The organism is Mesorhizobium ciceri WSM4083 (assembly GCF_000519305.1).
Taxonomy (GTDB): Bacteria; Pseudomonadota; Alphaproteobacteria; order Rhizobiales; family Rhizobiaceae; genus Mesorhizobium; species Mesorhizobium ciceri_B.
Genome location: NZ_KI912610.1, coordinates 828,563 through 853,085 on the forward strand (window position 1 = coordinate 828,563; position 24,523 = coordinate 853,085).

The following is a 24,523-nucleotide window of genomic DNA, read 5'->3' on the forward strand; positions in this document are numbered from 1 at the left end:
GCCCAGGAATGGCGCGGCGGAGCTGAGTTCGGACCGCAGGCGTTATAGACGCGCAAGTATGGTCTGGCCACAATTTTGCAATGCGCCAGATTCTCTCAGAAAAAATGCGTGGCACTGTCGGATGGCGCGCTGCATGCCCGTCCTTGGACAGACGGCAAGGAGATGGCACCATGTTCGGAGTCAGCCGTTTCACAGCAACAGCGACCGAAACAGCACGAGGAGCACGACATGCAAAAGATCACCACCTGCCTGTGGTTCGACGGCCAGGCCGAAGAGGCCATGAATTTCTACGTCTCCATCTTCAAGAATTCGAAGGTGCTGAGCGTGATGCGCTGGCCCGAGGGCCACGCCGATGAAGGCAAGGTGCTGGTGACCACGTTCGAACTCGACGGCGTGCAATTCCAGGCGCTCAACGGCGGACCGCAGTTCAAGCACACCGAGGCGATGTCGCAGTCGATCGACTGCAAGACGCAGGAAGAGGTGGATTATTTCTGGGACAAGCTCATCGAAGGTGGCGGCCAACCGTCGCAATGCAGCTGGCTGAAGGATAAATTCGGCGTCTCCTGGCAGGTTGTTCCGGAGCAGCTGCCGCGCCTGCTTCTGGATCCGGACCGGGCCAAGGCCGGCCGCGTGATGTCGGCGATGATGCAGATGAGCAAGATCGACATCGCCAAGATCGAAGAGGCGGCTAGGGGGTGAGAACTGCGCGATCTTGCCTTCTCCCCCTGTGGGAGAAGGTGGATTGGCGCGCAGCGCCAAGACGGTTGAGGGGTGTTCCAGCGGAGTGAGGCGTTAGCGTTCCCTGGAGCACCCCTCATCCGTCGCCTTCGGCGACACCTTCTCCCACAGGGGGAGAAGGGGAAGTCAGCGCTCAAGCCGCTCTGTCGCGGACCTGATAGTCCTTGATCGTGGCAAACGTGATCGCTTTCCAGCGTTCCGCTTCGTAGTTCAGCGAGAAAGCGTGCTGGGCGAGGAACACCGGATCGTTGTCGAGATCGCGGGCGATATCGCCGCGATGCGCCTCGATGAAGCGAAGCGTCTCGGCTTTGTCGTCGGCCGATATCCAGCGGCAGACCGAAAACCGCGACATCTCGAATTCGACCGGCAGCGTGTATTCGAAGTTCAGCCGTTCCTTCAGGACATCGAGCTGCAACGCGCCGACGACGCCGACGATGGCCGGCGAGCCATCCTCGGGCGAAAACAGCTGCACGACGCCCTCCTCTGCCATCTGATGCAGCGCTTCCTTAAGTTTTTTCGCCTTCATCGCGTCGCCGAGGCGCACACGACGCAGGATTTCGGGCGCGAAATTCGGAACGCCGCGGAACAGGATTTCCTCGCCCTCGGTCAGTGTATCGCCGATGCGCAGCGTGCCGTGGTTGGGAATGCCGACGACATCACCGGCAAAGGCCTCGTCAGCGGTGACGCGGGTGCGGGCAAAGAAGAACTGCGGCGCCGACAACGACATCGGTTTTCCCGTGCGCACCAGCTTGGCCTTCATGCCGCGCTCGAGCTTGCCGGAGCAAACGCGGACGAAGGCGATGCGGTCGCGATGGTTGGGGTCCATGTTGGCCTGAATCTTGAAGACGAACGACGTCATCTTCTCCTCGGTCGCCTCGACCTTGCGGGTGTCGGCCTCCTGCGCGCGCGGCGGCGGTCCAAAAGCGCCGAGTGCCTCGATCAGGTCGCGCACGCCATAGTTGCGCAGCGCCGAACCGAAATAGACCGGCGTCAGATGGCCCTCGCGGAAGGCTTCTATATCAAGGGGTCTGCACGCTTCCCGCGCGAGCTCCAGTTCCTCGATGAAGGCTTCGCGTTCGTTTTCTGGCAAAAGGCCAGCAACGCGGTTGGAATCGGGACCGTTGACCGGCGTGCGTTCTTTCTCCGCGTCGCCCCTGCGCACGGCATTCAGCGCCAGATGATAGGTGCCGGCAAAATTCTTGCCGCGGCCGATCGGCCAGGTGACGGGGGCAGTATCCAGCGCCAGCTTCTGCTCGATCTCGTCCAAAATCTCGAACGGATCGCGGCTTTCGCGGTCCATCTTGTTGATGAAGGTGATGATCGGAATGTCGCGCAGCCGGCAGACTTCGAACAGCTTCAGTGTGCGCGGCTCGATGCCCTTGGCGGCATCGATGACCATGACCGCCGAGTCGACCGCCGACAGCGTGCGGTAGGTGTCGTCGGCGAAATCCTCGTGGCCGGGCGTGTCGAGCAGGTTGAAGACATTGTCTTCATACTCGAAGGTCATCACCGAGGTGACGACCGAAATGCCGCGCTCGCGCTCGATCTTCATCCAGTCGGAGCGGGTCTGGATCTTGTCCTTCTTGGCTTTGACCTCGCCGGCAAGCTGGATAGCGCCGCCGAACAGCAGCAGCTTTTCGGTGAGCGTGGTCTTGCCGGCGTCCGGGTGCGCGATGATCGCGAAGGTGCGGCGGCGCGCCACTTCTTCTTCTATTGCTTCGGGCATTCTCTGGGATTTCCGTGTGACAGGCCGGGCTTCTAGCAGCGCAGTGGCAGGCTGTCGACCGCTCCGGCGGCTCGGACGCTGCCGATCGCCGCCGCACCGTCACGTCAGAGCGTACAGTTCAGTCGTGCTGTGGCTCTGGCCAGTGCATTGCCGCATATTTTGCGCTGCGCGATGTTGGCAAGCGGCTGCCGGGATGGCACTGGATGAACATCCCGCGGGATGACGAGGCAGAGGAGCAATCATGACTGCGGCGAAACATGTGATCGTCATCGGCGCCGGCATCATCGGCGCCTCCATCGCCTGGCATCTGAGCAGAGCGGGTGCGCAAGTGACGGTGATTGCCGACAGTGCTGCTGGCGGAGTGGCAACGCCAAACTCGTTCGCCTGGATCAACGCCAGCTGGGGCAATCCGGAGCCGTATTTCCGGCTGCGCACCCGCGCGATGGCCGAATGGTCGCGGCTGGCACAGGACCTGCCCGGCCTGCCGCTGAACTGGTGCGGCGGCCTGTGCTGGGATTTACCAGCGGCCGACATGGAAACCTACGCCACGGAACATTCCGCTTGGGGCTATGGCATCAGCCAAGTCGACCGCGCCGGTGCCGCGCGCATCGAGCCCAATCTCACCGAGCTTCCGGATTTTGCCTTGCATGTCGCCGAAGAGGGCGTGGCCGAGCCTGTTGCAGCCACAAAAGCGCTGCTGGACGACGCCGAGCGGCATGGCGCGAAGATCATCTCCACCACGGTGACGGCCCTGGCCCAGACCGGCGGCAGGATCACCGGTGTCGACACATCGCACGGCTTGATTGCATCAGACGAGGTGGTGATCGCTGCCGGCGTTGGCTCGTCGGGGATCGCCGCAACCGCCGGGATCAACCTGCCGATAGAAACGCCGCCCGGCCTGATCGTCCATTCGCGGCCCCACAAACGACTGCTCAACGGCTTGGTGCTGGCCGAGCGGCTGCACATGCGCCAGACGGCGGAAGGCCGCATCATCGCCGGCTCGGATTTTGGAGGCGCCGATCCGGGTATGGATGCCGAAGCCACCGCCCACGCGCTGTTTGCGGCCATGAAGGCCATGCTGCGCGACAGCGATGGGTTGGAACTCGATTTCCGCACGGTCGGCTACCGGCCGACGCCGATCGACGGCTTTCCGATCATCGGCCGCGCCGAGGGCGTGGACGGTGTCTATGTCGCCGTCATGCATTCCGGCATCACGCTGGCGCCGGCCGTCGGCCTGTTCGCCACAAGGGAAATCCTCGATGGCGAGCGCGACCCGCTGCTTGCCCCTTATGGATCGTCACGCTTCGCTCAATAGCCCGACGGACGGTGAAAGCCACCGGCCAGTGGTTCGATTGCCTTGGCGATGCCGAGCAGCTGTGACTCCGACCAGCGTTTGCCGACCAGTTGCAGGCCGACAGGCAGGCCGGCGCTGTCTTGTCCGCATGGGATGGAAAGGGCTGGATGGCCGCTGTAGTTGAAGACAGCGCCATAGGCCGGCAGCATCCAGTAGCTCTGCTCCTTGCCATCGACCTTGATCGGCGTGCCCGGCTCGCAATGAGGGAAAGCGGTGGTCATGGCGACCGGGCAGAGCAGCGCATCATGGTCCTCAAAAAATCGGTCCCAGGCGAGAATGGACCTGTCGCGGCGAGCGAGCGCCTCGAACCAGCGCGAAACCGGTGTCGGTCCCTCTGGCGGCTCCGCCTGCGCGGCCTCCATCATCATGCCGATCAGCGCGCCGCCCTGCTCCAGATCGTCGTCCAGGTCGAGTTTCGGCAGTTTTGCTGCTTCGACGACGGCGCCGGCGCCCTGCAGCTGCCTTGCGAGATTTTCGACCGCAGCGCTGATCTCGCCTGCCACCGGAAAGCCGGGAAAGGACGGCGCGAAGGCGATGCGCAATGTCCTAGGGTCGAGCTTCGGCATGTCCTGGACCGGCACCGGCGCAAGATCGGTGTCGCTTCCGTCCGGGCCGGCGATGATTTGGTAGATCAGCGCCAAATCTTCCACACCGCGCGCCAGCGGCCCAAGACAAGACATCAGCCGCACGCTGCGCGCAGCACCGCCAGGATCGGGGAAGGCGCCGGCCAACGAGACGCGGTGCTCCGTCGGCTTCAGGCCATAGACACCGCAGAAGCTGGCCGGCAGCCGAATCGAATCCTGCATGTCGGTGCCGACGTCGAACGGCGTCATTCCCGAGCAAAGTGCCGCCGCCGCGCCGCCGCTGGAACCGCCCGCCGTGCGCTGGAGATTCCATGGATTGTTGGTGCGGCCGAAGAGCGGATTGTTCGATTGCCAACCTCCCAGCATGGTCGCGACATTGGTCTTGGCCATCAGCACGCCGCCGGCCGCTTTCAGTCTGATGACGACCGGGCTGTCCTGCTTGGCGACATAATCGGCGAAGGGCGGGAAGCCGACCGTTGTCCTCATGCCTGACGTTTCGTGCATGTCCTTCAGCGTGAACGGTACACCATGCAGAGGTCCGAGAGCGTCGCCGCGCGCCTGGGCGGCGTCCGCCTTCTTGGCACGCTCGCGGGCGCCTTCCCTGTCGAGCGAGATGACAGCGCTGACGACCTCGTTGTGCGCATCGATCTGCGCCAGGTGGGCGTCGAGTGCTTCCACAGCGGAGATTTTCCGCGTGGCGATGGCAGCGGCGAGATCGACGGTTGAGGAGAAGGCGATGTCCATGGTGAATGCTCCGGCTTGGCGGCGCTCGCCTGGTCAAAATGGCGGATAGCGACGCGATTTCAAGCGGAGTTGAGCATTCGAGGATCGCCTGCGCTGGATCGGAATTGTGCCAATAGTCTGTTGAGGTCGGCGCTCTACGGCGCCCCCCTCTGGCCTGCCGGCCATCTCCCCCTCAAGTGGGGAGATTGGATAGCGTCACGGCTTTCGCCAATCTCCAATGTTGCAAGAACGCGCGGGCGGCGAAGCTGCCAATCTCCCCACTTGAGGGGGAGATGTCCGGCAGGACAGAGGGGGGCGCTGTCCCGCGGCGTTGCCGCGATTTGCAACTACCCGACCAGCGCCAGCTTCGCCACACCCGGAGCAAACGGGCGAATGCTGATGCCATCGCCGCTGATCGTGACAAAACTCGCCGGCGGGATCGCCTGCCAGTCGCCGCCCTCGCGGTCGAACGGCTCGGAAACGATGCAGCGGCCGCCGCCCTTGCGCAGGACAGAAGTGTAGAGCGTCGGCGCATGGGCGTCGGTGGCGTAGCGCACCGCATGCAGCGCCTGGCCATTCGAAAAGGCTGCGGTGAGCTTCAGCGCCGGTTCGAGGCCGGCGCGGCGCGAGGCTTCGAGCACGCGGCTGGTGGCGCGGGAGACGGCGCCTTGCGGATCGGTGGCCAATCCCTCGTCGATCATCAGCAGGAAGAACAGTTCGGAATCGGTGGTGCCTTCGCGCTGGTCGAAGACGGCGTCGGACAGCGAGTTCTCCAGCGCACGGCGGATCTTCTCGAAGCCGCCGATCTGGCCGTTATGCATGAACGACCAGTTGCCGGAGATGAACGGATGGCAGTTCATGCGGCTGGTGGCGCCGCCGGTCGACGCCCGAACATGGGCGAGGAACAGGCCGGATTTGATCTGCCGGCACAGGCTTTTCAGATTGGGATCGGACCAGGCCGGCAGGATATCGCGATAGAGCCCCGGCTCGGGGCGGTCGCCATACCAGGCAAGGCCGAAGCCGTCGCCATTGGTCGGCGATTTCGCTTCCTGGGCACAATGGCTCTGGGCGATCAGCGAGTGACAGGGCGCCGTGAGGATGTCTTCGAGAAAGACCGCTTCACCGAGATAGGCCGCCCACCGGCACATCGCTTCTGTCGTCCCCTAGGCGCGATCCATAAGAGCCGCAGGCTCCTTGATCGCGTGTGTGCCTCTGTTGTGCGTCCGCTCGTAAAGCTCGCGAACGATTCGGCTGGCGGTAGTTTCAAACAGAAACGGCAAGAAAGCATGAACGAGCGCAGCACAAGCCGCCAGCAACAGGCGCGACGAAAACCAGGCGGCAAACCCCATGTGGCTGAAATAGGTTTCGCCGACCTTGGCCGGATGAGAGGTGAAAATCCTTGCGACCGACATGCTGGTTCCCCTTCAGCGCTTCAAGTTCCTGATATGAGTATCCTGACACGCTTCGCTGGTTCATCGGTCTCAAAATGTCCTTGTATTTCGGCGATCCATGGGACAAACATCCCACATGCTTCTGGAAATTGACGAAATCGACCGGAAATTGCTCGCCGAATTGCAACGCGACGGCACGCTGTCGGTCGACCAGCTGTCGGACCGGGTGGCGCTGTCGCGCAATGCCTGCTGGCGCCGGGTGAAGCGGCTGGAAGAGGCTGGTGTCATCACCGGCAGGGTGGCGCTGGTCGATGCCGAAAAGCTTGGGCTTGGCCTTTCCGTCTTCATCCTGATCCGCACGTCCAACCACGATCCGGAGTGGCTGCAGAAGTTCCGGGCGGCGGTGACCGGCTTTCCCGAGATCATCGGCGTCTACCGCATGTCCGGCGACCTCGATTATGTCTTGCGCGCCCGCGTCGCCGACGTGAAGGCCTATGACCGGCTCTACCAGCGGCTGATCGCCAAGGTGGCGCTGTCAGACGTCTCAGCGTCGTTCGTGATGGAGGAGATCAAGGAGACGACGGTCGTTCCGATGGAACTGCGTTGAGGTATGTTGATGTTCAGGTGATGCCGGCCTGACCTGAATCTCAACACCCCTCAGGTCACAGTGCCGCCCAAAAGAAAGCCGTTGATAGAATTACAGTCGAGTTGACCGAATCGCCGTTCGCGCCGATAGGATCGATTTTATGCGCGCAGCCCTTCAAACTCCCTCCGTCATCGGTCCGACCGTCGGCTTCGTCAGGTTGCCGCATGCTGAAGGACTTCCCCTCCCTGCTTATGAAAGCACCGGTGCCGCCGGCATGGATCTGCGCGCCGCTGTGCCCGAGGACCGGCCGCTGCTGATCCTGCCGGGCAAACGCGCTTTGGTGCCGACCGGGATGATCCTGGAAATTCCGGAAGGCATGGAGGGCCAGGTGCGGCCCCGCTCCGGCCTTGCCTTCAAGCATGGCCTGACCGTCCTCAACACGCCCGGCACCATCGACAGCGACTATCGCGGCGAGGTGAAGGTGCTGCTGATCAATCTCGGCGATGAGGACTTTGCCGTGACGCGCGGCATGCGCATCGCCCAGATCGTCTTCGCCGCGGTGACGCAAGCCGCCGTGGAAGAGCGCAACCTGGCCGGCGGCACGGCGCGCGGCGCGGGCGGGTTCGGATCGACCGGCACCGCCTGATGCCTGAACTGCCTAAACTTGTCATCTTCGACTGCGACGGGATCCTGGTCGATACAGAGAACCTGGCCAATCGACGCCTTGCCGAATGGCTGACCGCTGCCGGCTATCCGACAAGCTTCGAATATTGCCGCAAGAATTTCTCCGGCCGCAGCATGGCATCGGTGCAGAAAGACATCGAAGAAGAAACCAGCGTCAGGCTCGGCGCCGATTTCGTCGATCGCTGGAACGCCGGCCTGCCGGACCTGTTTGCCCACGGCGTCGAAGCGATCCCCTATGTCCGCGAGTTCGTCGAGGCCGTGCGGTCAGCCGGTATCGCCTATTGCGTCGCCACCTCGGCCCGGGTGTCGAAGATGCACATCACGCTTGGCCAGACCGGGCTGCTGCCGCTGTTCGAACACGCGATGTTTTCCTCGACCATGGTCGGGCGTGGCAAGCCGTTCCCGGACCTGTTCCTGCATGCGGCCAAGACCATGGGCTTCGCGCCTGCCGACTGCATCGTCATCGAGGACAGCGTCGCCGGCACGCAGGCCGGGATCGCCGCCGGCATGCGGGTGTTTTCCTACCATGCCGATCCCTATTCCGACCGCGCCGGCCTGATCCAGGCCGGCGGCATCCTGTTCGACGACATGCGCGAGCTGGCCGGGCTGGTGCCGATCCACTGACCTGATCTTCAGCCTGCAGCTGTACGCCTCGATTGTCCGTGCTAGCTTGGCGCCGCCAACTCGAGGCCACGCATGAACCCCAGCCTGCTCCGCCTCATCCTCGCCTTGATGCTGGCGCCGTTTCTATGGACCGCGGCCGGCGCGCAAGCCATCAGCTTTCCGGAGCTCGGCAGCGCTCTGCCCGGCCGCACGGATGTCACCTATCTCGACCTCGCGAGGATGGTCATTCCGGATCTCGCTGCGGACAAGGACGGCTTCTATAGGGGCGGGCTGCCGATCGAGATGCGCCATATCGAGGGACCCGACAGCGGTGGCTCGCCGCCCGAAACCTCAGGCTTTTCCAATGCCTCCGTGCTTGCCATCAAGGTGAGAGGCAAGGACCGCCTGACCATGCTGTTCGATCTCGGCGATTCCTCAGACAGCGCCGAAGGCTATGCGGTGCTGGCGCTCTACGACATTACGGGCAAACCAAGGCTGCTCGACGCCGCCAATGTCGCCCTCGACCGCAACACCTATTTCCGCGAGCCCGGCAAGCTCGGCATCGGCGCCAATGACGATATCCTCATGATCGAGAGTTCGCATTCCAATTCAAACCAGAACTATATGATCGTCCCGCTGATTATGGTCGCCAGGGACAAGTTGAAGCTGATCGACATCATCTATTTGTTCGACGAGCACGTGTGTGCCTATAGCCGGACGCAGGACATTGCCTTTAAAGCCATCGCAGAGGGCCGGCGCCATGCGGCGATCAAGGTAACGGTGACCGATGCCACCGTAGTGGCCGACGAAAGCTGCGATGACCAGCCGCCCAAGCCTGAATCTCACGATATCTCCGTCACCTATCATTGGGACAAGACAAAGTCGCACTACGCCAAGGATTCCGACGCGCTGAACAATTTGGCAGGAGAGAACGCCAAACGCTTCTGAACCAACCGCATTCGTTTGCCCGGCCAGATGGAGCAGGATAAAATCCGCTTGGCCACACCGCACATGATGGGGGAACTACCATGGACAAGGGCAAGATCTTTCGCGACCTGCATGCCTCGACCTTCGTCATGCCCAATCCCTGGGATATCGGCACGACGAAGCTGCTCGGCTCGTTCGGCTTCACCGCGCTGGCGACGACCAGCGCCGGCTTTGCCTTTTCGCGCGGCCTGCCGGACGGCGCGGTGACCTTCGACCAGATGATCCATCATTGCCGCGAGGTGACGGCGGCGACCAGCCTGCCGGTCTCGGCCGATCTCGAGAGGGGCAAGGGCGACAGCGCCGAGCAGGCCGCCGAAACCATCTTCGCGGCGGAAGCGGCCGGTCTTGCCGGATGCTCGATCGAGGACCACACCGGCGATCCGGACAAGCCGATCTATGATTTCGCGCACGCTGTCGAGCGCGTTGCGGCGGCGGTGGAGGCGGCGCGGGCGCTGAAGCGCGATTTCGTCTTCACGGCGCGGGCTGAGAATTTCCTATGGGGCAAGTCCGACCTCGACGACACCATCAAGCGGCTGCAGGCTTTCGAGAAGGCCGGCGCCGACGTGCTCTATGCGCCCGGCATCGGCGACGTCGAGATGATCCGCACTGTCTGCTCGGCGGTCAGCAAGCCGGTCAATGTCATGGCAAAGCCTGGCTTCACCATCGCCGACCTCGCCATGGCCGGCGTCAAGCGCATCTCGCTCGGGCCGTGGCTGACCAATTTCGCCTATGGCATGCTGGAGACAGCGGCACGCGAAATCCAGCAGGACGGCACCTTCGGCTTCACCCGCGCCGCCATGCCGTTCGACAAATTGCAGGCCCTCTTCGGCAAGTCTTCAGCTTGAACGGGGCCCATCGCATGACGCTGACCGTCGTCGACATGCATACAGGCGGCGAGCCGCTCAGGATCGTCACCGGCGGCTACCCCGGTATCCCCAAGGGCACGATCCTGGAAAAGCGGGCCTATGTGCGCGACCATCTCGATCATCTCAGGAAAATCTTGATGTTCGAGCCGCGCGGCCATTACGACATGTATGGCGCCTTGCTGGTCGAGCCGGACCTGCCCGGCGCCGACCTCGCCGTGCTGTTCATGCACAATGAGGGCTATTCGACGATGTGCGGCCACGCCATCGTCGCGCTCGGCCGCTACGCCGTAGATGAAGGATTGGTGGCGAAACAGGAACCAGTCACGACAGTCAATATCGAGGCGCCGTGCGGGCTGGTCGTCGCCTCGGTCGAGGTCAGGGACGGCAAGGCCGGTGCGGTGTCGTTCGAAAGCGTGCCGGCCTTCCTGTTCGCCGGCAGGCAGACGATAGAGCTGGCGGGCCACGGCACGATCGGCTTCGACGTCGCCTATGGCGGCGCCTTCTATGCGCTGGCCGATTGTCACCAATTCGGGCTCGAATTCGGCAGAAGCCGGGTGCGCGATTTCGTCGATGCGGCAACGGCGCTGACGGACAGGCTCAAGGCCGAATTTCCGCTGTCGCATCCCGACCACGGCGACCTTGCCTTCCTCTACGGCACCATCCTGACCGATGGCCACGACACGTTTTCCGCCGAGGTGACCAAGAACATCTGCGTCTTCGCCGAAGCCGAGGTCGATCGCTCGCCGACCGGCTCCGGCGTCACCGCAAGGCTGGCGGCCATGCATGCCAAGGGCGAGATCGCGATCGGGCAGACGCGCACATTCGAAAGCATTGCCGGCTCGCGTTTTTCGGGAGCCGTGGTGCGGACGGCGAAGGCTGGCCCGCACGGGGCGATCATCGCCCGTGTCGGCGGCCGCGCCTATTATTGCGGGCGATCGGAGTTCATCGTCGAGGCAGACGACGAACTGGGCCGCGGGTTCCTGTTGCGTTGACGAAAATGCTCAGCCGCGTGAGCGGCGAGCCACTTCCCGCACCGAGATCGCCTTGTGCAGATGCACCATCATGGCGGCGGCGAACAGCGGCGTCAGCAGGTTGAGCAACGGCACGGCGAGGAAAGCCGCGATGAGCAGCCCGGCGAGAAACACCGTGCCGGCATAGTGCCTGCGCAAGGCCCTGGCCTCGTCTTCCCCGCGAAAGCGCATGGCGGCGAATTCGAAGAACTCGCGCCCGAGCAGATAGCCGTTGACGATGAAGAAGGCGGCTATGTTGACGCCCGGCACCAGGAGAAGCAGCAGTGCGACGATGTTGCCAAGAATGACGACACCGAGGAATCGCGCCGACAGCACCAGCGAGCGCAGCGCCGGCATGGCGCGGCCGGTCGGATCGCCGGGATAGTCGGTGTGCTCGACCACTTCGGCGATATCATCGAGGAACAGGCCGGCGACAACAGCCGTCACCGGCGCGATGAGCAACGCCATGCCGAAGGCAAGCGCTATTGCCGCGATGATGCCGCCCAGCCAGCCGGCCCAAGACGGCATGCCGGGCAACAGCGTCTGCAGCCATGGCAGGGCCAGCCACTCGAGGAGGCTGGTCAAGCCCAACCACAGAGCCACCAGCGCCAGCAGTGTCAGACCCAATGTCTTGAGGAACACGGCCCGAAAGGGAGGCGAGAGCAGCTCGAGGGCCGCAGTGCGGGCAGCGTCGAAAATCACCTTGTCACACCCCCGGTTAGCGGACGCCGCCTAGAAGGCGGATGCTTCCGAGATAGGCAGCGCAGCCCATGAGCACAAGCGGGCGAGTGTTTACCGTGCAAACGCCGGCTTGCGAACCGGTATGGTCATGGCAGCGACCCCGGCCACGACAAAACCCATGCCCAGCCATGCCGTCGAACCAAGGCTTTCGCCGAGGAAGAGAGCGCCGATGCCGACGCCGATCGGTACGCGCAGATAGGCCTGCGAGGTGGTGCCGACCGAACCCAGCGTGTGGATGAGGCGGAAATAGATGACGAAGGCCAGCGCGGTGGAAAAGACCGACAGGCCGAGCAAGGCCAGGATCGACGCGGTCGAGGGCGCCAGCGTCCATGGCTGGTCGAACACAAGGCTGAGGGGCACGAGTATGACGGCGCCGCACAGCATGGAACCGGCGGCAGGCAGCATTGGGTCGAGGCCCTTGAAACCACGGCCGAAAATGGCCGCACCCGCATAGCAGATCGTCGCCGCGACGATGGCCAATTGCGCCCACAATTCATGACCGAGGCCACCCAGCGCCTGTGTGCCGATGATGAGGCAGATGCCGGCAATGCCGGCGCCGACGCCAATCAGCTTGCGCAGCGTGACCGGCTCATGGCGGGTGATGAGCGCGGTCAAGAGGAAGGTGAAGATCGGCGAGGTCGCGTTCAGGATGGTGGCGAGGCCGGCATCGACCGAACGTTCGGCCGCGGCGATCAGGGTGAACGGAATAACGCTGTTGAGGCAGGCCTGGAAGGCGAAGCGGCGCCAGCTTGCCGCATCGCCCGGCATGGCGAGCCCGCGCCAGCGGAGGATGGCGAACAGGATACCGCCGGCGATCAGGGTGCGGGCGGCAATGAAGGTGACCGGCGGGATGGTTTCGACGCCGATCTTGATGAAGGTGTAGGAGGCGCCCCAGAGCACCGCCAGCACGACGAGCAGCGCAAGGTCGGTGGTCATGTCGTTCTTTGCAGGCTCGTTCATTGTCGACATGGCTCACCTTGGAACGGGATCGGGTGCGTCAGGCTTGTAGGCGATCCGGCGATGAAATGCTTCGGCCACGGTCGAATTGTCATAGCGCCTCGCGGCTGATGCGCCTTGCCTGTTCGGCCAAAGTTGCGTGTCACGCCCTAGGCAAACCGGTTTCAAATCGCTAGACCCGCGCCGGGCCGGCGTGGCAAGAAGCCGGCTCGGGTTTTTGGCGGAGATTTTGATGCCGGATTATGACGTGCTTTGCATCGGCAATGCCATTGTCGACATCATCGCCCAGTGCGACGAGGAATTCCTCGAGACCAACGGCATCATCAAGGGCGCGATGAACCTCATCGACACACAACGCGCCGAACTGCTCTACAGCCGCATGGGCCCGGCGATCGAGGCCTCCGGCGGCAGCGCCGGCAACACGGCGGCCGGCGTCGCCAGCTTTGGCGGCCGCGCCGCCTTCTTCGGCAAGGTCTCCAACGATGCGCTGGGCGAAATCTACGCGCACGACATCCATGCGCAGGGCGTCGCCTTCGACACCACGCCGCTCAAGGGCGAGCCGCCGACGGCGCGCTCGATGATTTTCGTCACCCCCGACGGCGAGCGCTCGATGAACACCTATCTCGGCGCCTGCGTCGAGCTTGGACCGGAGGATGTCGAGGCCGACAAGGCGTCTGGCGCCAAGGTCACCTATTTCGAAGGCTATCTGTGGGACCCGCCGCGCGCCAAGGAAGCGATCCGCCAGACGGCGAAGCTGGCGCACGCGGCAGGCCGCGAAGTGTCGATGACACTGTCGGATTCGTTCTGCGTCGACCGCTACCGCGACGAGTTCCTTGACCTGATGCGCTCGGGCACGGTCGATATCGTCTTTGCCAACAGCCACGAGATCAAGTCGCTCTACCAGACATCGTCGTTCGACGAGGCGCTGGCGCAGATCCGCAAGGATTGCCGGATCGCCGCCGTGACCCGCTCGGAAAAGGGCTCGGTGATCGTGCGCGGCGACGAGACCGTGGTGATCAAGGCGACCGCCATCAAGGAACTGGTCGACACGACGGGCGCAGGCGATCTCTATGCCGCCGGCTTCCTGCATGGCTACACGCAAGGCCGCGACCTGCAGACCTGCGGCGACCTTGGCTCACTGGCGGCCGGCCTGGTGATCCAGCAGATCGGCCCCAGGCCACGGCAGAATCTGCGCCGCGAGGCTGAACAGGCGGGGTTGCTGTAGGGCGAACTCTTCCCTTCTCCCCCTGTGGGAGAAGGTGTCGCCGAAGGCGACGGATGAGGGGTGCTCCAGCTTGGCACTGACGGCACTCCGTCCAACACCCCTCAACCGTCTTGGCGCTGCGCGCCAATCCACCTTCTCCCACAGGGGGAGAAGGGAAGGCCGCCTCCGCCCCTCACCGTCGCGCGGCTGTCACACATCGCACCTACACGCAATCTGGGCGTCCCGCGACTGACATTTCGGTGCGCCCTCAGTCAGTTGGGGTGTCAAGAATGCTAGACAGCATGCTGTCTGGCGGCCGGATTCGTTGCCGCCGCGATTTCCGTTTTCCGCATTAGAAATTCAACAATCGGCCGCATCCGTGGGAGGAGCGCGCGACCCGGAAGACAGATGCATGAACAGATTCCAGATCCAGGGCCTCAAGCAGGACGACTTCGCGGAGATGGTCGCGGAGGACGTCGAACGCGCGCTTGCCCACTATGACGAGGCCATCAACAAGCCCACCATGGTCTCGGTCGGCAAGATCGCCGGCAGCATAGCGTCCGCCGTCACCTTGCTGTCGCCGAAGCACCAGCGCGCCATCGACGCCATCCATGCCGACCTTCCCGGCCTGGCATCGAAATTCGTGCGCGCCCTGGCAGCCGAGGCCGCGCGGCGCAGCGAAGCCGGTATTGCCGGCGCGACAAATCCGACGGCGACCCTGTCGGCCGATGTCGAGCCCTCTTCGCTGCCAAAGTCCGACGACCTCGAATCGATGCTGATCGAGGACTGGGCGGGCCGCGTCGCCGGCTCGACCTACCTAGAAGAGAATTTGCGCATTGCCCGCTCGACGCTGCATCGCTGGCAGCGGCGGGGTGAGGTCATCGCCTTGCGCAAGGGCGGCCGCAAACATGTCTTCCCGCTGGCGCAGTTCGTCGATGGACGGCCGGTTGCAGGCATTCGCGACGTGCTGTCGCTGATCACCAATCCAAGACTGGCGTGGCTGTGGCTGACGCGCCCCTCGGCACAGCTCGACGGCCGCGTTCCCGTCGACCTGCTGCGGCAGGATCAGGTGGGCGAGGTCGTCGAGGCCGCGCGCGTGTTCGCGCCGGACTGAACACCTCGCGGACTCACCGCTAAGGCTCGCCTCTCAAGTCCCCGCCGTATACGCCGCAATCGCCGCCATGTTGACGATGTCCGAATCCTTGGCATTGAGCGAAACAATCTGCACCGGCTTGTTCAGGCCGACCAGCAGCGGGCCGATCACTGTGGAGCCGCCGAGTTCCTGCAGCATCTTGGTCGAGATCGAGGCCGAGTGGAACGCCGGCATGATCAGCACATTGGCCGGGCCGGTGAGCCTTATGAACGGATATTGCGCCATCGCCCGCGCATTGAGCGCCACGTCGGCGGCCATTTCGCCGTCATATTCGAAGTCGACGCGGCGCTTGTCGAGGATGCGCACCGCTTCCTGGACGCGTTCGGAGCGCTCGCCCTGCGGATGGCCGAAGGTGGAATAGGCGAGCATGGCGAGCCTCGGCTCATAACCCATGCGGCGGGCAAAGCCTGCGGCCTCCTCGGCGATGTCGGCGATCTGCTCGGCATTCGGCATATCGTGCACGGCGGTGTCGGCGACCAGCACGGTCTTGCCCCGCGCCAGCACGATCGAGACGCCGATGACACGGTGGCCGGGCTTGGCGTCGATGACGCGGCGGATGTCGTCGAGTGCGGTGGAATAGTTGCGGGTGACGCCGGTGACGATGCCGTCGGCGTCGCCCAGCGCCACCATGCAGGCGGCGAAATGGTTGCGGTCGTTGTTGATCAGCCGCTGGCAGTCTCGGAACAGGAAGCCTTTGCGCTGCATGCGCTCGTAGAGATAGTCGGTGTAGATGCCGTTGCGGCGCGACAGCCTTGCATTGATGATCTCGATGCTTGCTTGTTGAGGTCGATGCCGGCGTGCTTGGCGTTCTCCTTGATGACGTCGTCGCGTCCGAGCAGGATGGCGGTGCCGAGCCGCTGGTTCACATAGGAGACGGCGGCACGCATGACCTGCTCCTCCTCGCCCTCGGCGAAGACGATGCGCTTGGGCTGGCGGCGCACGCGGTCGTAAATGCGCTGCAGGGTCGAGGCGATCGGGTCGCGGCGGGCCGACAGCTCCTGCGCGTAACGGTCGAGATCGAGGATCGGCTTGCGGGCGACGCCTGAATCCATCGCCGCCTTGGCGACCGCGATCGGAATGGCCGAGATCAGGCGCGGGTCGAACGGCACCGGGATGATGTAGTTGGGGCCGAATTTCGGCCGGTTGCCCTGATAAGCGGCGGCGACATCGTCGGGCACATCCTGGCGTGCCAATGCCGCCAGCGCCTGCGCGGCCGCGATCTTCATGTCGTCATTGATGGTGGTTGCCCTGACATCCAGCGCGCCGCGGAAGATGTAGGGAAAGCCGAGCACGTTGTTGACCTGGTTGGGATAATCAGAACGCCCGGTGGCCATGATGGCGTCGGTGCGGATTTCGGCGACCTCCTCCGGCGTGATTTCCGGGTCGGGATTGGCCATGGCGAAGATGATCGGGTTGTTGGCCATCGACTGCACCATGGCGGTGGTCAGCGCGCCCTTGGCGGAGAGGCCGAGGAAGACGTCGGCGCCGTCGAGCGCCTCGGCGAGGCTGCGCGCCTCGGTCTTGACCGCATGCGCCGATTTCCACTGGTTCATGCCTTCGGTGCGGCCCTGGAAGACGACGCCCTTGGTGTCGCACAGGATGATGTTTTCCGGCGCAAAGCCCATCGCCTTCATCAGCTCGATGCAGGCGATGCCGGCGGCGCCAGCGCCGTTGCAGACCATTTTTGTGGTCTTCATGTCGCGGCCGGTGATCTCCAGCGCGTTGATCAGGCCGGCCGCCGAGATGATCGCGGTGCCGTGCTGGTCGTCGTGAAAGACGGGAATGTCCATCAACTCGCGCAGGCGCTGCTCGATGATGAAGCATTCCGGCGCTTTGATGTCCTCGAGATTGATGCCGCCGAAGGAGGGGCCGAGAAAACGCACGCAGTTGATGAACTCGTCGGCGTCCTCGGTATCGACCTCGAGATCGATGGAATCGACATCGGCGAAGCGCTTGAACAGCACCGCCTTGCCCTCCATCACCGGCTTGGAGGCCAGCGCGCCGAGATTGCCAAGGCCGAGAATGGCGGTGCCGTTGGAGATGACGGCGACCATGTTGCCGCGCGTCGTGTAGTCGAAGGCGCGCGAGGGATCTTCGGCGATGGCCAGGACCGGAACCGCGACACCAGGCGAATAGGCGAGGCTGAGGTCGCGCTGCGTCGCCATCGGCTTGGTGGCGACGACCTCCAGCTTGCCCGGCCGACCCATGGCGTGGAATTCGAGCGCTTCCTGCGCACTGACGGACGGACCGCTGTTCTCGGTTTTCCTGGCCATGATGTTCTTGATTTCCTCGCCGGTGCAGCACCTCCTTGAAGCGGGTGCTTTGTTTCGGTCCGAATTAAGACCACGCGCCGCCGCGTGTAAACCGCCAGTGCGCCGGAATCGCCGTCCGCATCGGCAATTGCGGACAAGCTGCCTCCCGTCGTCCCCTGTTTTTCGAAGCGCCGGCATTAAACCGCATCATCACATCTGCTAGCGTGCCGCGCATGAACATGCACAGCCCGAACGAGCCAGACGCCCCCGAGGCGATGACGCCGGTGCCCACCGCCCACGCCGGCGCCACGCCGATGATCGAGCAATTCATCGAGATCAAGGCGGCGAACCCCGATTCGCTGCTGTTCTATCGCATGGGCGATTTCTACGAGCTGTTCTTCGACGACGCCGAGAAGGCGAGCCGGGCGCTGGGTATCGTTCTGACCAAACGGGGGAAGTATCAAGGGCTCGACATTCCGATGTGCGGGGTGCCGGTGCATGCCGCCGACGACTATCTGCAAAAGCTGATCGGCCAGGGTTTCCGCGTCGCCGTCTGCGAACAGATCGAGGATCCGGCCGAGGCCAAGAAACGCGGCGGCAAATCGGTGGTGCGCCGCGACGTCGTGCGGCTGGTGACACCGGGCACCATCACCGAGGACAAATTGCTGGCGCCGTCGGAATCGAGTTTCCTGATGGCACTGGGGCGGGTGAAGGGTGGAGCCGATCACAGCTTCGCGCTGGCCTGGATCGACATCTCGACCGGCGCCTTCCGCGTTACGGATACCACTGCCGACCGGCTTTTGGCCGACATCTTCCGTGTCGATCCACGCGAACTGATCGTTGCCGAGCCGGTGTTCCATGATCCGGAGCTGAAGCCGGTGTTCGACGTGCTCGGCCGCGTTGCCAGCCCGCAGCCGCCGTCTCTGTTCGACTCGGCGTCGGCCACCGGACGCATCGCCCGCTTCTTCGATGTGGCGACACCGGATAGCTTTGGCGCCTTTTCGCGCGCCGAACTGTCGGCGATCTCCGGCGCCATCGCCTATGTCGAGAAGACGCAGAAGGCCGAGCGCCCGCCGCTGTCGCGGCCCGAACGCGAAGAGCAGGGCTCGACCCTGTTCATCGACCCGGCAACACGCGGCAATCTCGAACTCTTACGCACGCTGTCGGGCAGCCGCGAAGGCTCGCTGTTCAAGGCGATCGACCGCACGGTCACCGGCGGCGGCGCAAGGCTGCTCGCCGACCGGCTGATGGCGCCGCTGACCGACCCGGTGGCGATCGGCGCCAGGCTGGATTCGGTGTCGTTCTTCCGCTCCGAAACGCGGCTCTGCCAGGCGGTGCGATCAAGCCTGAAGAGCGTCGCCGACATGCCGCGCGCGCTGTCCAGGCTGGCGCTCAACCGGGGCGGGCCGCGCGACCTCGGCGCGCTGCGCGCCGGCTTCGAGGCGGCAGGCGCGATCGCCGAGATTTTCGCCGCGACCGCCTTGCCGCAGGAATTGACGGCCGCACTCGCCGCCATCCATGCACTGCCCCAAGCGCTGGCCCAGCATCTGACGCAGGCGCTCGGCGACGAGCTGCCGCTGCTCAAGCGCGATGGCGGCTTCGTGCGCAGCGGCTACCATGCCGATCTCGACGAGATGCGGGCGCTGCGCGACGAATCGCGAAAAGTGATCGCCGGGCTGGAGCGCTCGCTGATCGACGAGACCGGCATCCGCTCGCTGAAAATCCGGCACAACAATGTGCTCGGCTACTACATCGAAGTGACCGCCAACCACCATGCGGTGATGACCGGCAGCGATGGCGCCAAGGCGCGCTTCATCCATCGTCAGACCATGGCCAACGCCATGCGCTTCACCACGACCGAGCTTGCCGAACTCGAGACCAAGATCGCCAATGCAGCAGACCGGGCGCTCAGCATCGAGCTTGCCGCCTTCGATGCGCTGACGGCGGAAGCGGTTGGCGAGGCGGAAAAGATCCGCGCCGGTGCGGATGCGCTGGCCGTGCTCGACGTATCGGCGGCACTCGCGCTTCTGTCGGAAAGCGAAGCCTGGTGCCGGCCGGTGGTGGATTCGAGCCTTGCTTTCGAGATTGCCGGCGGGCGGCATCCGGTGGTGGAGCAGGCGCTGCGCCGCTCCGGCGAAGGCCCGTTCGTCGCCAATGATTGCGACCTGTCGCCGGAGGGAGCTGCCCGGAACGGCGCGATCTGGCTTTTGACCGGCCCGAACATGGGCGGTAAATCGACCTTCCTGCGGCAGAACGCACTGATCGCCATCCTGGCCCAGACCGGCTCCTTCGTGCCGGCGACATCCGCCCATATCGGCGTCGTCGACCGGCTGTTCTCGCGGGTCGGCGCCTCGGACGATCTGGCGCGCGGCCGCTCGACCTTCATGGTCGAGATGGTCGAGACGGCGGCGATCCTCAACCAGGCCGGTGAACGCGCACTGGTGATCCTCGACGAGATCGGCCGCGGCACCGCCACTTTCGATGGCCTGTCGATCGCGTGGGCGGCCGTGGAATATCTGCATGAGAAGAACCGCTGCCGGGCGATCTTCGCTACTCACTTTCACGAAATGACCTCGCTGGCCGGCAAGCTGGCGCGGCTCTCCAACGTCACCATGCGGGTCAAGGAATGGGAAAACGACGTCGTCTTCCTGCACGAGGTCGGCAAGGGGGCCGCCGACCGCTCCTACGGCGTGCAGGTGGCACGGCTGGCCGGCCTGCCGGAAGCGGTGGTCGACCGGGCCAAGGAAGTGCTGCACCAACTTGAGGAAGGTGAGGTTTCGGGCAAGACGAACCGGCTGGTGGACGATTTGCCGCTGTTTTCGGTGGCGGTGAAGCGGGAAGCACTGAGGCCGATCAAGAGCGACGTGCTGGGCGCGGCACTTGGCGACATCAACCCGGACGAAATGACGCCACGCGAGGCGCTGGAAGCGCTCTACCGGCTAAAAGGGTTGGCGGGGACGTAGTCAGATCATCTCCAGCCCGCGCTTGCGCGCTGGTGGCGGGAAGGCGCGGTCGAGATCGGCGATGTCCTGCGGCGTCAGCTTGATGTCGAGCGCCGCGACGTTCTGGCGGACATGCTCCTGGCTGCTGGCCTTCGGGATGGCGATGACGCCCTCCTGATGCACCACCCAGGCCAGGGCGATCTGCGCGGAGGTCGCATCGTGGCGAGCGGCGACCGCGTCGAGCCTGGCATTGCGCGCCAACGCGCCCTGCTCAACCGGCGAATAGGCCATCAGCGGAATGTTGCGCTGCCGGCTCCAGGGCGCCAGGTCGAATTCGAGGCCGCGCCGGACCAGATTGTAAAGCACCTGGTTGGTCTGGACATTGTTGCCATTGGGCACGCCAATCAGCTCTTCCATCTCGTCGGTGTCGAAATTGCTGACGCCCCAGTGGCGGATCTTGCCGGCCTTTTTCAGGGCCTCGAAGGCCGCGACCGTTTCCGCCAGCGGCACGCTGCCGGGCCAATGCAACAGATAGAGGTCGATGCGGTCGGTGCGCAGGCGCTTCAGGCTGTTTTCGCAGGCGCGCTGCACGCCCGCGCGCGAAGCGTTCGATGGTAGAACTTTCGAAACCAGGAACGTCTCGTCGCGGCGCCCGGCAATGGCTTCGGCCACCACCTCCTCGGCGCCGCCGCTGGCATACATTTCGGCGGTGTCGATCAATGTGATGCCGAGGTCGAGGCCGAGCTTGAGGGCGTTGACCTCATCGGCACGGCGGCTGATATCCTCGCCCATCTTCCATGTGCCCTGGCCAAGCACCTGAACGGCTTCGCCTGACGGCAGTTTGGTGGTTCTGATGGTCGACGGCATGGCGCGCTCCATTTGGGCCGATCGCATCACAGGCTGGACGAGAAATCCAGAGGCGTTCTCGCCGCGCCGGCGATGGCTGAAGACTTACTTCACCGGATGGGCGGCGAGCCAGGCCTGCATCTGCTTGATCTCGGCTTCCTGCGCGGCGATGACGCCTTCGGCGAGCTTGCGGATTTCCGGGTCCTTGCCGTTGGCAAGTTCGACCTTGGCCATGTCGATCGCACCCTGATGGTGCGGGATCATGCCTCTGACGAAATCGACGTCGGCATTGCCGGTATAGTCGGACGCCATCATGTCGGCATGCATCTTGTCCATCGCCGCCTTGTAGCCTTCCGTCGAAGGGCTGGTCGGATCCGCCATAGCGCCCATGTCGTGTTTCATTTCCTCACTTTGCGCCGGAACGCTTTCGAGGAAGACGGCAACCAGCATTCCAGCCGCCATCAGCAGCAGCACGATTTTTTTGGCGAAGGTCATTCATGGTCTCCTGTTGGATGGTTTCGTATTTGGGGGTTTGGATCAGAGTTTCAATGTTCTCAGCCGCAATGCGTTTGCGATCACGGACACCGAGGACAGACTCATCGCCGCCGCTGCCAGCATCGGCGACAGAAGCGTGCCGGTGAGCGGATAGAGCACGCCGGCGGCGACCGGCACGCCAAGCACATTGTAGAGGAAGGCAAAGAACAGGTTCTGGCGGATGTTGCGGATCGTCGCCTGGGCCAGCGTGCGGGCGCGCACGATACCATTGAGGTCGCCCTTGACCAGAGTGATGCCGGCGCTTTCGACAGCGACATCGGCGCCAGTGCCCATGGCGATGCCGACATCGGCAGCTGCAAGCGCCGGTGCGTCGTTGACGCCGTCGCCGGCCATGGCAACGCCGGCGCCCTTTGCGCGCAGTTCCTCGACAAGGGCTGCCTTCTGTTCCGGCAGCAGGCCGGCGCGGACCTCGTCGATGCCGAGGCTTCTGGCGATCGCGTTGGCCGTGCGTTCATTGTCGCCGGTCGCCATGATGATGCGCAAGCCGCTTTCATGCAGCGCCTTGATCGCCTCGGCCGTCGTTGCCTTGATAGGGTCGGCGACGGCGACGATGCCGGCCAGCTTCTTGTCGACAGCGACGAACATCGCCGTCTTGCCTTCGAGTTGCAACGCCTCGGCCTTGGCCGAGATGGATGCGATGTCGACGCCAAGGTCCGCCATCATCGCGGCATTGCCGAGCGCGACCGTCTTTCCCGAGACCGAACCGGACACGCCCTTGCCGGTGACCGCCTCGAAGGCGGTGGCCTCGGCAACGGTCACACCGCGCGCAGCAGCGCCGTCGACGATGGCCTCGGCCAGCGGATGCTCCGAGCCTTTCTCCAGGCCCGCGGCAAGCGCCAGCAATTCGTCTTCGGAGACGCCGTTTGCCGCGACGACATCGGTCAGTTTCGGCCGGCCTTCGGTCAGCGTACCCGTTTTGTCGACGATCAGCGTGTCGACGGAAGCGAAGCGTTCGAGTGCTGCGGCCTCCTTGATCAGCACGCCGGCATGCGCCCCGCGCCCGGTGGCGGTCATGATCGACATCGGCGTGGCGAGGCCGAGCGCACAGGGACAAGCGATGATCAGCACCGACACCGCCGAGACGATGGCAAAGATCAGGCTGGGCTCGGGTCCAAACACGGCCCACGCTATGAAGGCGGCAATCGCGACAAGGACGACGGCCGGGACAAAGTAGAAAGAAACGCGATCGGCCAGCCCTTGAATTGGGGCGCGTGAGCGCTGCGCCTTGGCGACGAGTTCGACAATGCGCGCCAGCGTCGTCTCGGCGCCGATCCGCTCGGCGCGCATGATCAGCGAACCTTGTCTGTTGAGCGTGCCGCCGGTCAGCGCATCGCCCTCGACCTTCTCGACCGGCAACGGCTCGCCCGTGATCATCGATTCGTCGAGCGAGGATCGCCCTTCCAGCACCGTGCCATCGACCGGCACGGCGTCACCGGGGCGAATGCGCAAGCGATCGCCGGCCTTGACGGCGTCGAGGGGCACGTCGTTTTCGGAACCATCGGCGGCGATCAGCCGCGCTGTCTTCGGTGCGAGATCGAGCAAGGCGCGGATCGCCGAACCGGTCTTTTCACGGGCGCGCAGCTCCAGCACCTGGCCAAGGAAGACCAGCGCGACGATGACGGCGGCAGCCTCGAAATAAACCGGCACCGCACCGCCATGGCCGCGGAACTGATGCGGGAAAATGTCGGGAAACAGCGTGGCGACGACACTGTAGAGATAGGCAGCGCCGACGCCGAGCGAGATCAGCGTCCACATGTTGGGGCTGCGGTTGACCAGCGAGTCCCAGCCGCGGTGGAAGAAAGGCAGTGCCGCCCACAACACGACGGGGCTGGCCAATGCCAGCTCAAGCCAGACCTTCGTCCGCTCGTCGACAAAAGCCTGGAAAGTCAGGCCGAGCATCGGCGCCATGGCGACGACCAGCAAAGGGACGGATAGAGCGGCACTGACCCAGAATCGCCTGGTGAAATCGACCAGTTCCGGATTGGGACCCTCGTCACCCGTTGGTACGCCCATCGGCTCCAGCGCCATGCCGCATTTCGGGCAGGATCCGGGCTTGTCGCGGACGATCTCCGGGTGCATCGGGCAGGTGTATTGCGTGCCCTTGGGCATCGGCTGCGGTGCTGGCCTGCCGCCGAGATATTTTTGCGGCTCCGCCTCGAATTTCGCCTGGCAAGCGGCCGAGCAGAAATAGAAGCCCTGGCCTTCGTGGCGGGCAAAGTGACTGGCTGTCGCGCGGTCGACGCTCATGCCGCAGACCGGATCGGTGGCGGTCAGGAATTTTTCCGGTTCGGCGACGAATTTCGTGCGGCAGCCCTGGCTGCAGAAATGATAGAGCTGGCCATCATGCTCGGCCGTCGGCTTGCCGGCGGCCGGATCGACAGTCATGCCGCAGACCGGGTCGCGGACGACGCTCTTCGTGGTGGGCACGGCGCCTTTTGTCGAGCAGAAGCTACCGTGCGCGTGATGATCGTGATCGGAATGCGTCATTCGAAAATGCCTCGATGGATCGGTGTGTGACGTGGAGATAGGGCTTCCAGTAACTGGAAGGTCAAGGGCTGTTTCGACTTTTCTTCTCCGGTTCACGGCGCGTCCATCCACCCCAGAAAAAGTCTCACGCGGCA

General features: G+C 64.2%; 20 protein-coding genes and 1 pseudogene. 11 read left to right on the top strand and 10 right to left on the bottom strand.

Translation table 11 applies throughout. The features are described 5' to 3' along the window. Positions 1-228 precede the first annotated feature (228 nt). Complete coding sequence (locus MESCI2_RS0130025) at positions 229-699, top strand: VOC family protein (protein WP_027039696.1); 471 nt, start codon at positions 229-231, stop codon at positions 697-699. A gap of 172 nt (positions 700-871) precedes the next feature. Here the strand turns inward: MESCI2_RS0130025 and MESCI2_RS0130030 are convergent, their stop codons facing one another. After that, positions 872-2,464 (bottom strand): peptide chain release factor 3, encoded by a 1,593-nt coding sequence (locus MESCI2_RS0130030; RefSeq protein WP_027039697.1) that lies wholly within the window; start codon positions 2,462-2,464, stop codon positions 872-874. Positions 2,465-2,705: 241 nt separating this feature from the next. Here MESCI2_RS0130030 and MESCI2_RS0130035 point away from each other — a divergent pair, with 241 nt between their 5' ends. Further along, on the top strand, positions 2,706-3,779 hold the full coding sequence (locus MESCI2_RS0130035; protein WP_027039698.1) for an NAD(P)/FAD-dependent oxidoreductase: 1,074 nt from the start codon (positions 2,706-2,708) through the stop codon (positions 3,777-3,779). On the opposite strand, the gene MESCI2_RS0130040 is transcribed toward MESCI2_RS0130035, so the two are convergent. The 3 genes from MESCI2_RS0130040 to MESCI2_RS0130050 all read right to left on the bottom strand — a co-directional run bounded on the left by MESCI2_RS0130040 (position 3,773) and on the right by MESCI2_RS0130050 (position 6,537). Then, positions 3,773-5,146 (bottom strand): amidase, encoded by a 1,374-nt coding sequence (locus MESCI2_RS0130040; RefSeq protein WP_027039699.1) that lies wholly within the window; start codon positions 5,144-5,146, stop codon positions 3,773-3,775. The two genes, MESCI2_RS0130035 and MESCI2_RS0130040, sit on opposite strands and share 7 nt — an antisense overlap. 326 nt (positions 5,147-5,472) lie before the next feature. Then, complete coding sequence (locus tag MESCI2_RS0130045; protein ID WP_027039700.1) at positions 5,473-6,273, bottom strand: class II glutamine amidotransferase; 801 nt, start codon at positions 6,271-6,273, stop codon at positions 5,473-5,475. 15 nt (positions 6,274-6,288) lie between these two features. Continuing rightward, complete coding sequence (locus MESCI2_RS0130050; RefSeq protein ID WP_027039701.1) at positions 6,289-6,537, bottom strand: DUF6356 family protein; 249 nt, start codon at positions 6,535-6,537, stop codon at positions 6,289-6,291. Between the two features lie 115 nt (positions 6,538-6,652). On the opposite strand from MESCI2_RS0130050, the gene MESCI2_RS0130055 reads away from it, so the two are divergent. The 6 genes from MESCI2_RS0130055 to MESCI2_RS0130080 all read left to right on the top strand — a co-directional run bounded on the left by MESCI2_RS0130055 (position 6,653) and on the right by MESCI2_RS0130080 (position 11,234). Further along, on the top strand, positions 6,653-7,123 hold the full coding sequence (locus tag MESCI2_RS0130055; RefSeq protein WP_027039702.1) for an Lrp/AsnC family transcriptional regulator: 471 nt from the start codon (positions 6,653-6,655) through the stop codon (positions 7,121-7,123). A 139-nt stretch (positions 7,124-7,262) separates the two neighbouring features. Beyond that, positions 7,263-7,748 (top strand): dUTP diphosphatase, encoded by a 486-nt coding sequence (gene dut / locus MESCI2_RS0130060; RefSeq protein WP_027039703.1) that lies wholly within the window; start codon positions 7,263-7,265, stop codon positions 7,746-7,748. Next, positions 7,748-8,410 carry an HAD family hydrolase gene (locus MESCI2_RS0130065; protein WP_027039704.1) on the top strand — a complete coding sequence of 221 codons (663 nt, stop codon included), beginning with the start codon at positions 7,748-7,750 and terminating at the stop codon, positions 8,408-8,410. Before dut ends, MESCI2_RS0130065 begins: the two co-directional genes overlap by 1 nt. Before the next feature lie 72 nt (positions 8,411-8,482). Then, positions 8,483-9,337 (top strand): hypothetical protein, encoded by an 855-nt coding sequence (locus MESCI2_RS0130070; protein ID WP_027039705.1) that lies wholly within the window; start codon positions 8,483-8,485, stop codon positions 9,335-9,337. A gap of 80 nt (positions 9,338-9,417) precedes the next feature. Then, positions 9,418-10,221 carry an isocitrate lyase/PEP mutase family protein gene (locus MESCI2_RS0130075; protein ID WP_027039706.1) on the top strand — a complete coding sequence of 268 codons (804 nt, stop codon included), beginning with the start codon at positions 9,418-9,420 and terminating at the stop codon, positions 10,219-10,221. A gap of 14 nt (positions 10,222-10,235) precedes the next feature. Further along, positions 10,236-11,234: a proline racemase family protein gene (locus MESCI2_RS0130080; RefSeq protein ID WP_027039707.1), complete on the top strand. Its 999-nt coding sequence runs from the start codon at positions 10,236-10,238 to the stop codon at positions 11,232-11,234. A gap of 9 nt (positions 11,235-11,243) precedes the next feature. Here the strand turns inward: MESCI2_RS0130080 and MESCI2_RS0130085 are convergent, their stop codons facing one another. Both MESCI2_RS0130085 and MESCI2_RS0130090 read right to left on the bottom strand, forming a co-directional pair. Then, positions 11,244-11,954, bottom strand: coding sequence for a sulfate transporter family protein (locus MESCI2_RS0130085; protein WP_027039708.1), 711 nt, complete (start codon positions 11,952-11,954; stop codon positions 11,244-11,246). 90 nt (positions 11,955-12,044) lie between these two features. After that, positions 12,045-12,953 (bottom strand): DMT family transporter, encoded by a 909-nt coding sequence (locus tag MESCI2_RS0130090; RefSeq protein WP_027039709.1) that lies wholly within the window; start codon positions 12,951-12,953, stop codon positions 12,045-12,047. 229 nt (positions 12,954-13,182) lie between these two features. Between MESCI2_RS0130090 and MESCI2_RS0130095 the strand changes: the two genes are divergently transcribed. Then, positions 13,183-14,175 (top strand): adenosine kinase, encoded by a 993-nt coding sequence (locus MESCI2_RS0130095; protein ID WP_027039710.1) that lies wholly within the window; start codon positions 13,183-13,185, stop codon positions 14,173-14,175. A gap of 391 nt (positions 14,176-14,566) precedes the next feature. Beyond that, entirely contained in the window at positions 14,567-15,268 is a 702-nt protein-coding gene (locus tag MESCI2_RS0130100; RefSeq protein WP_027039711.1) for an antitoxin Xre/MbcA/ParS toxin-binding domain-containing protein, read from the top strand. Positions 15,269-15,301: 33 nt separating this feature from the next. On the opposite strand, the pseudogene MESCI2_RS01000000135900 reads toward MESCI2_RS0130100, so the two are convergent. Further along, a pseudogene (locus MESCI2_RS01000000135900) lies at positions 15,302-17,580 on the bottom strand (NADP-dependent malic enzyme). A 212-nt stretch (positions 17,581-17,792) separates the two neighbouring features. Here MESCI2_RS01000000135900 and mutS point away from each other — a divergent pair. Further along, the gene (gene mutS / locus MESCI2_RS0130110) at positions 17,793-20,522 is read left to right on the top strand and encodes a DNA mismatch repair protein MutS (protein WP_027039712.1); all 2,730 of its coding nucleotides are present in this window, start codon (positions 17,793-17,795) and stop codon (positions 20,520-20,522) included. Here mutS and MESCI2_RS0130115 read toward each other — a convergent pair whose 3' ends face one another. The 3 genes from MESCI2_RS0130115 to MESCI2_RS0130125 all read right to left on the bottom strand — a co-directional run bounded on the left by MESCI2_RS0130115 (position 20,523) and on the right by MESCI2_RS0130125 (position 24,389). Then, the gene (locus MESCI2_RS0130115) at positions 20,523-21,368 is read right to left on the bottom strand and encodes an aldo/keto reductase (protein WP_027039713.1); all 846 of its coding nucleotides are present in this window, start codon (positions 21,366-21,368) and stop codon (positions 20,523-20,525) included. Positions 21,369-21,452: 84 nt separating this feature from the next. Next, complete coding sequence (gene copM / locus MESCI2_RS0130120; protein WP_027039714.1) at positions 21,453-21,842, bottom strand: CopM family metallochaperone; 390 nt, start codon at positions 21,840-21,842, stop codon at positions 21,453-21,455. Between the two features lie 42 nt (positions 21,843-21,884). After that, positions 21,885-24,389, bottom strand: a complete 2,505-nt coding sequence (locus tag MESCI2_RS0130125) for a heavy metal translocating P-type ATPase (protein WP_027039715.1) — start codon at positions 24,387-24,389, stop codon at positions 21,885-21,887. Positions 24,390-24,523 lie beyond the last annotated feature (134 nt).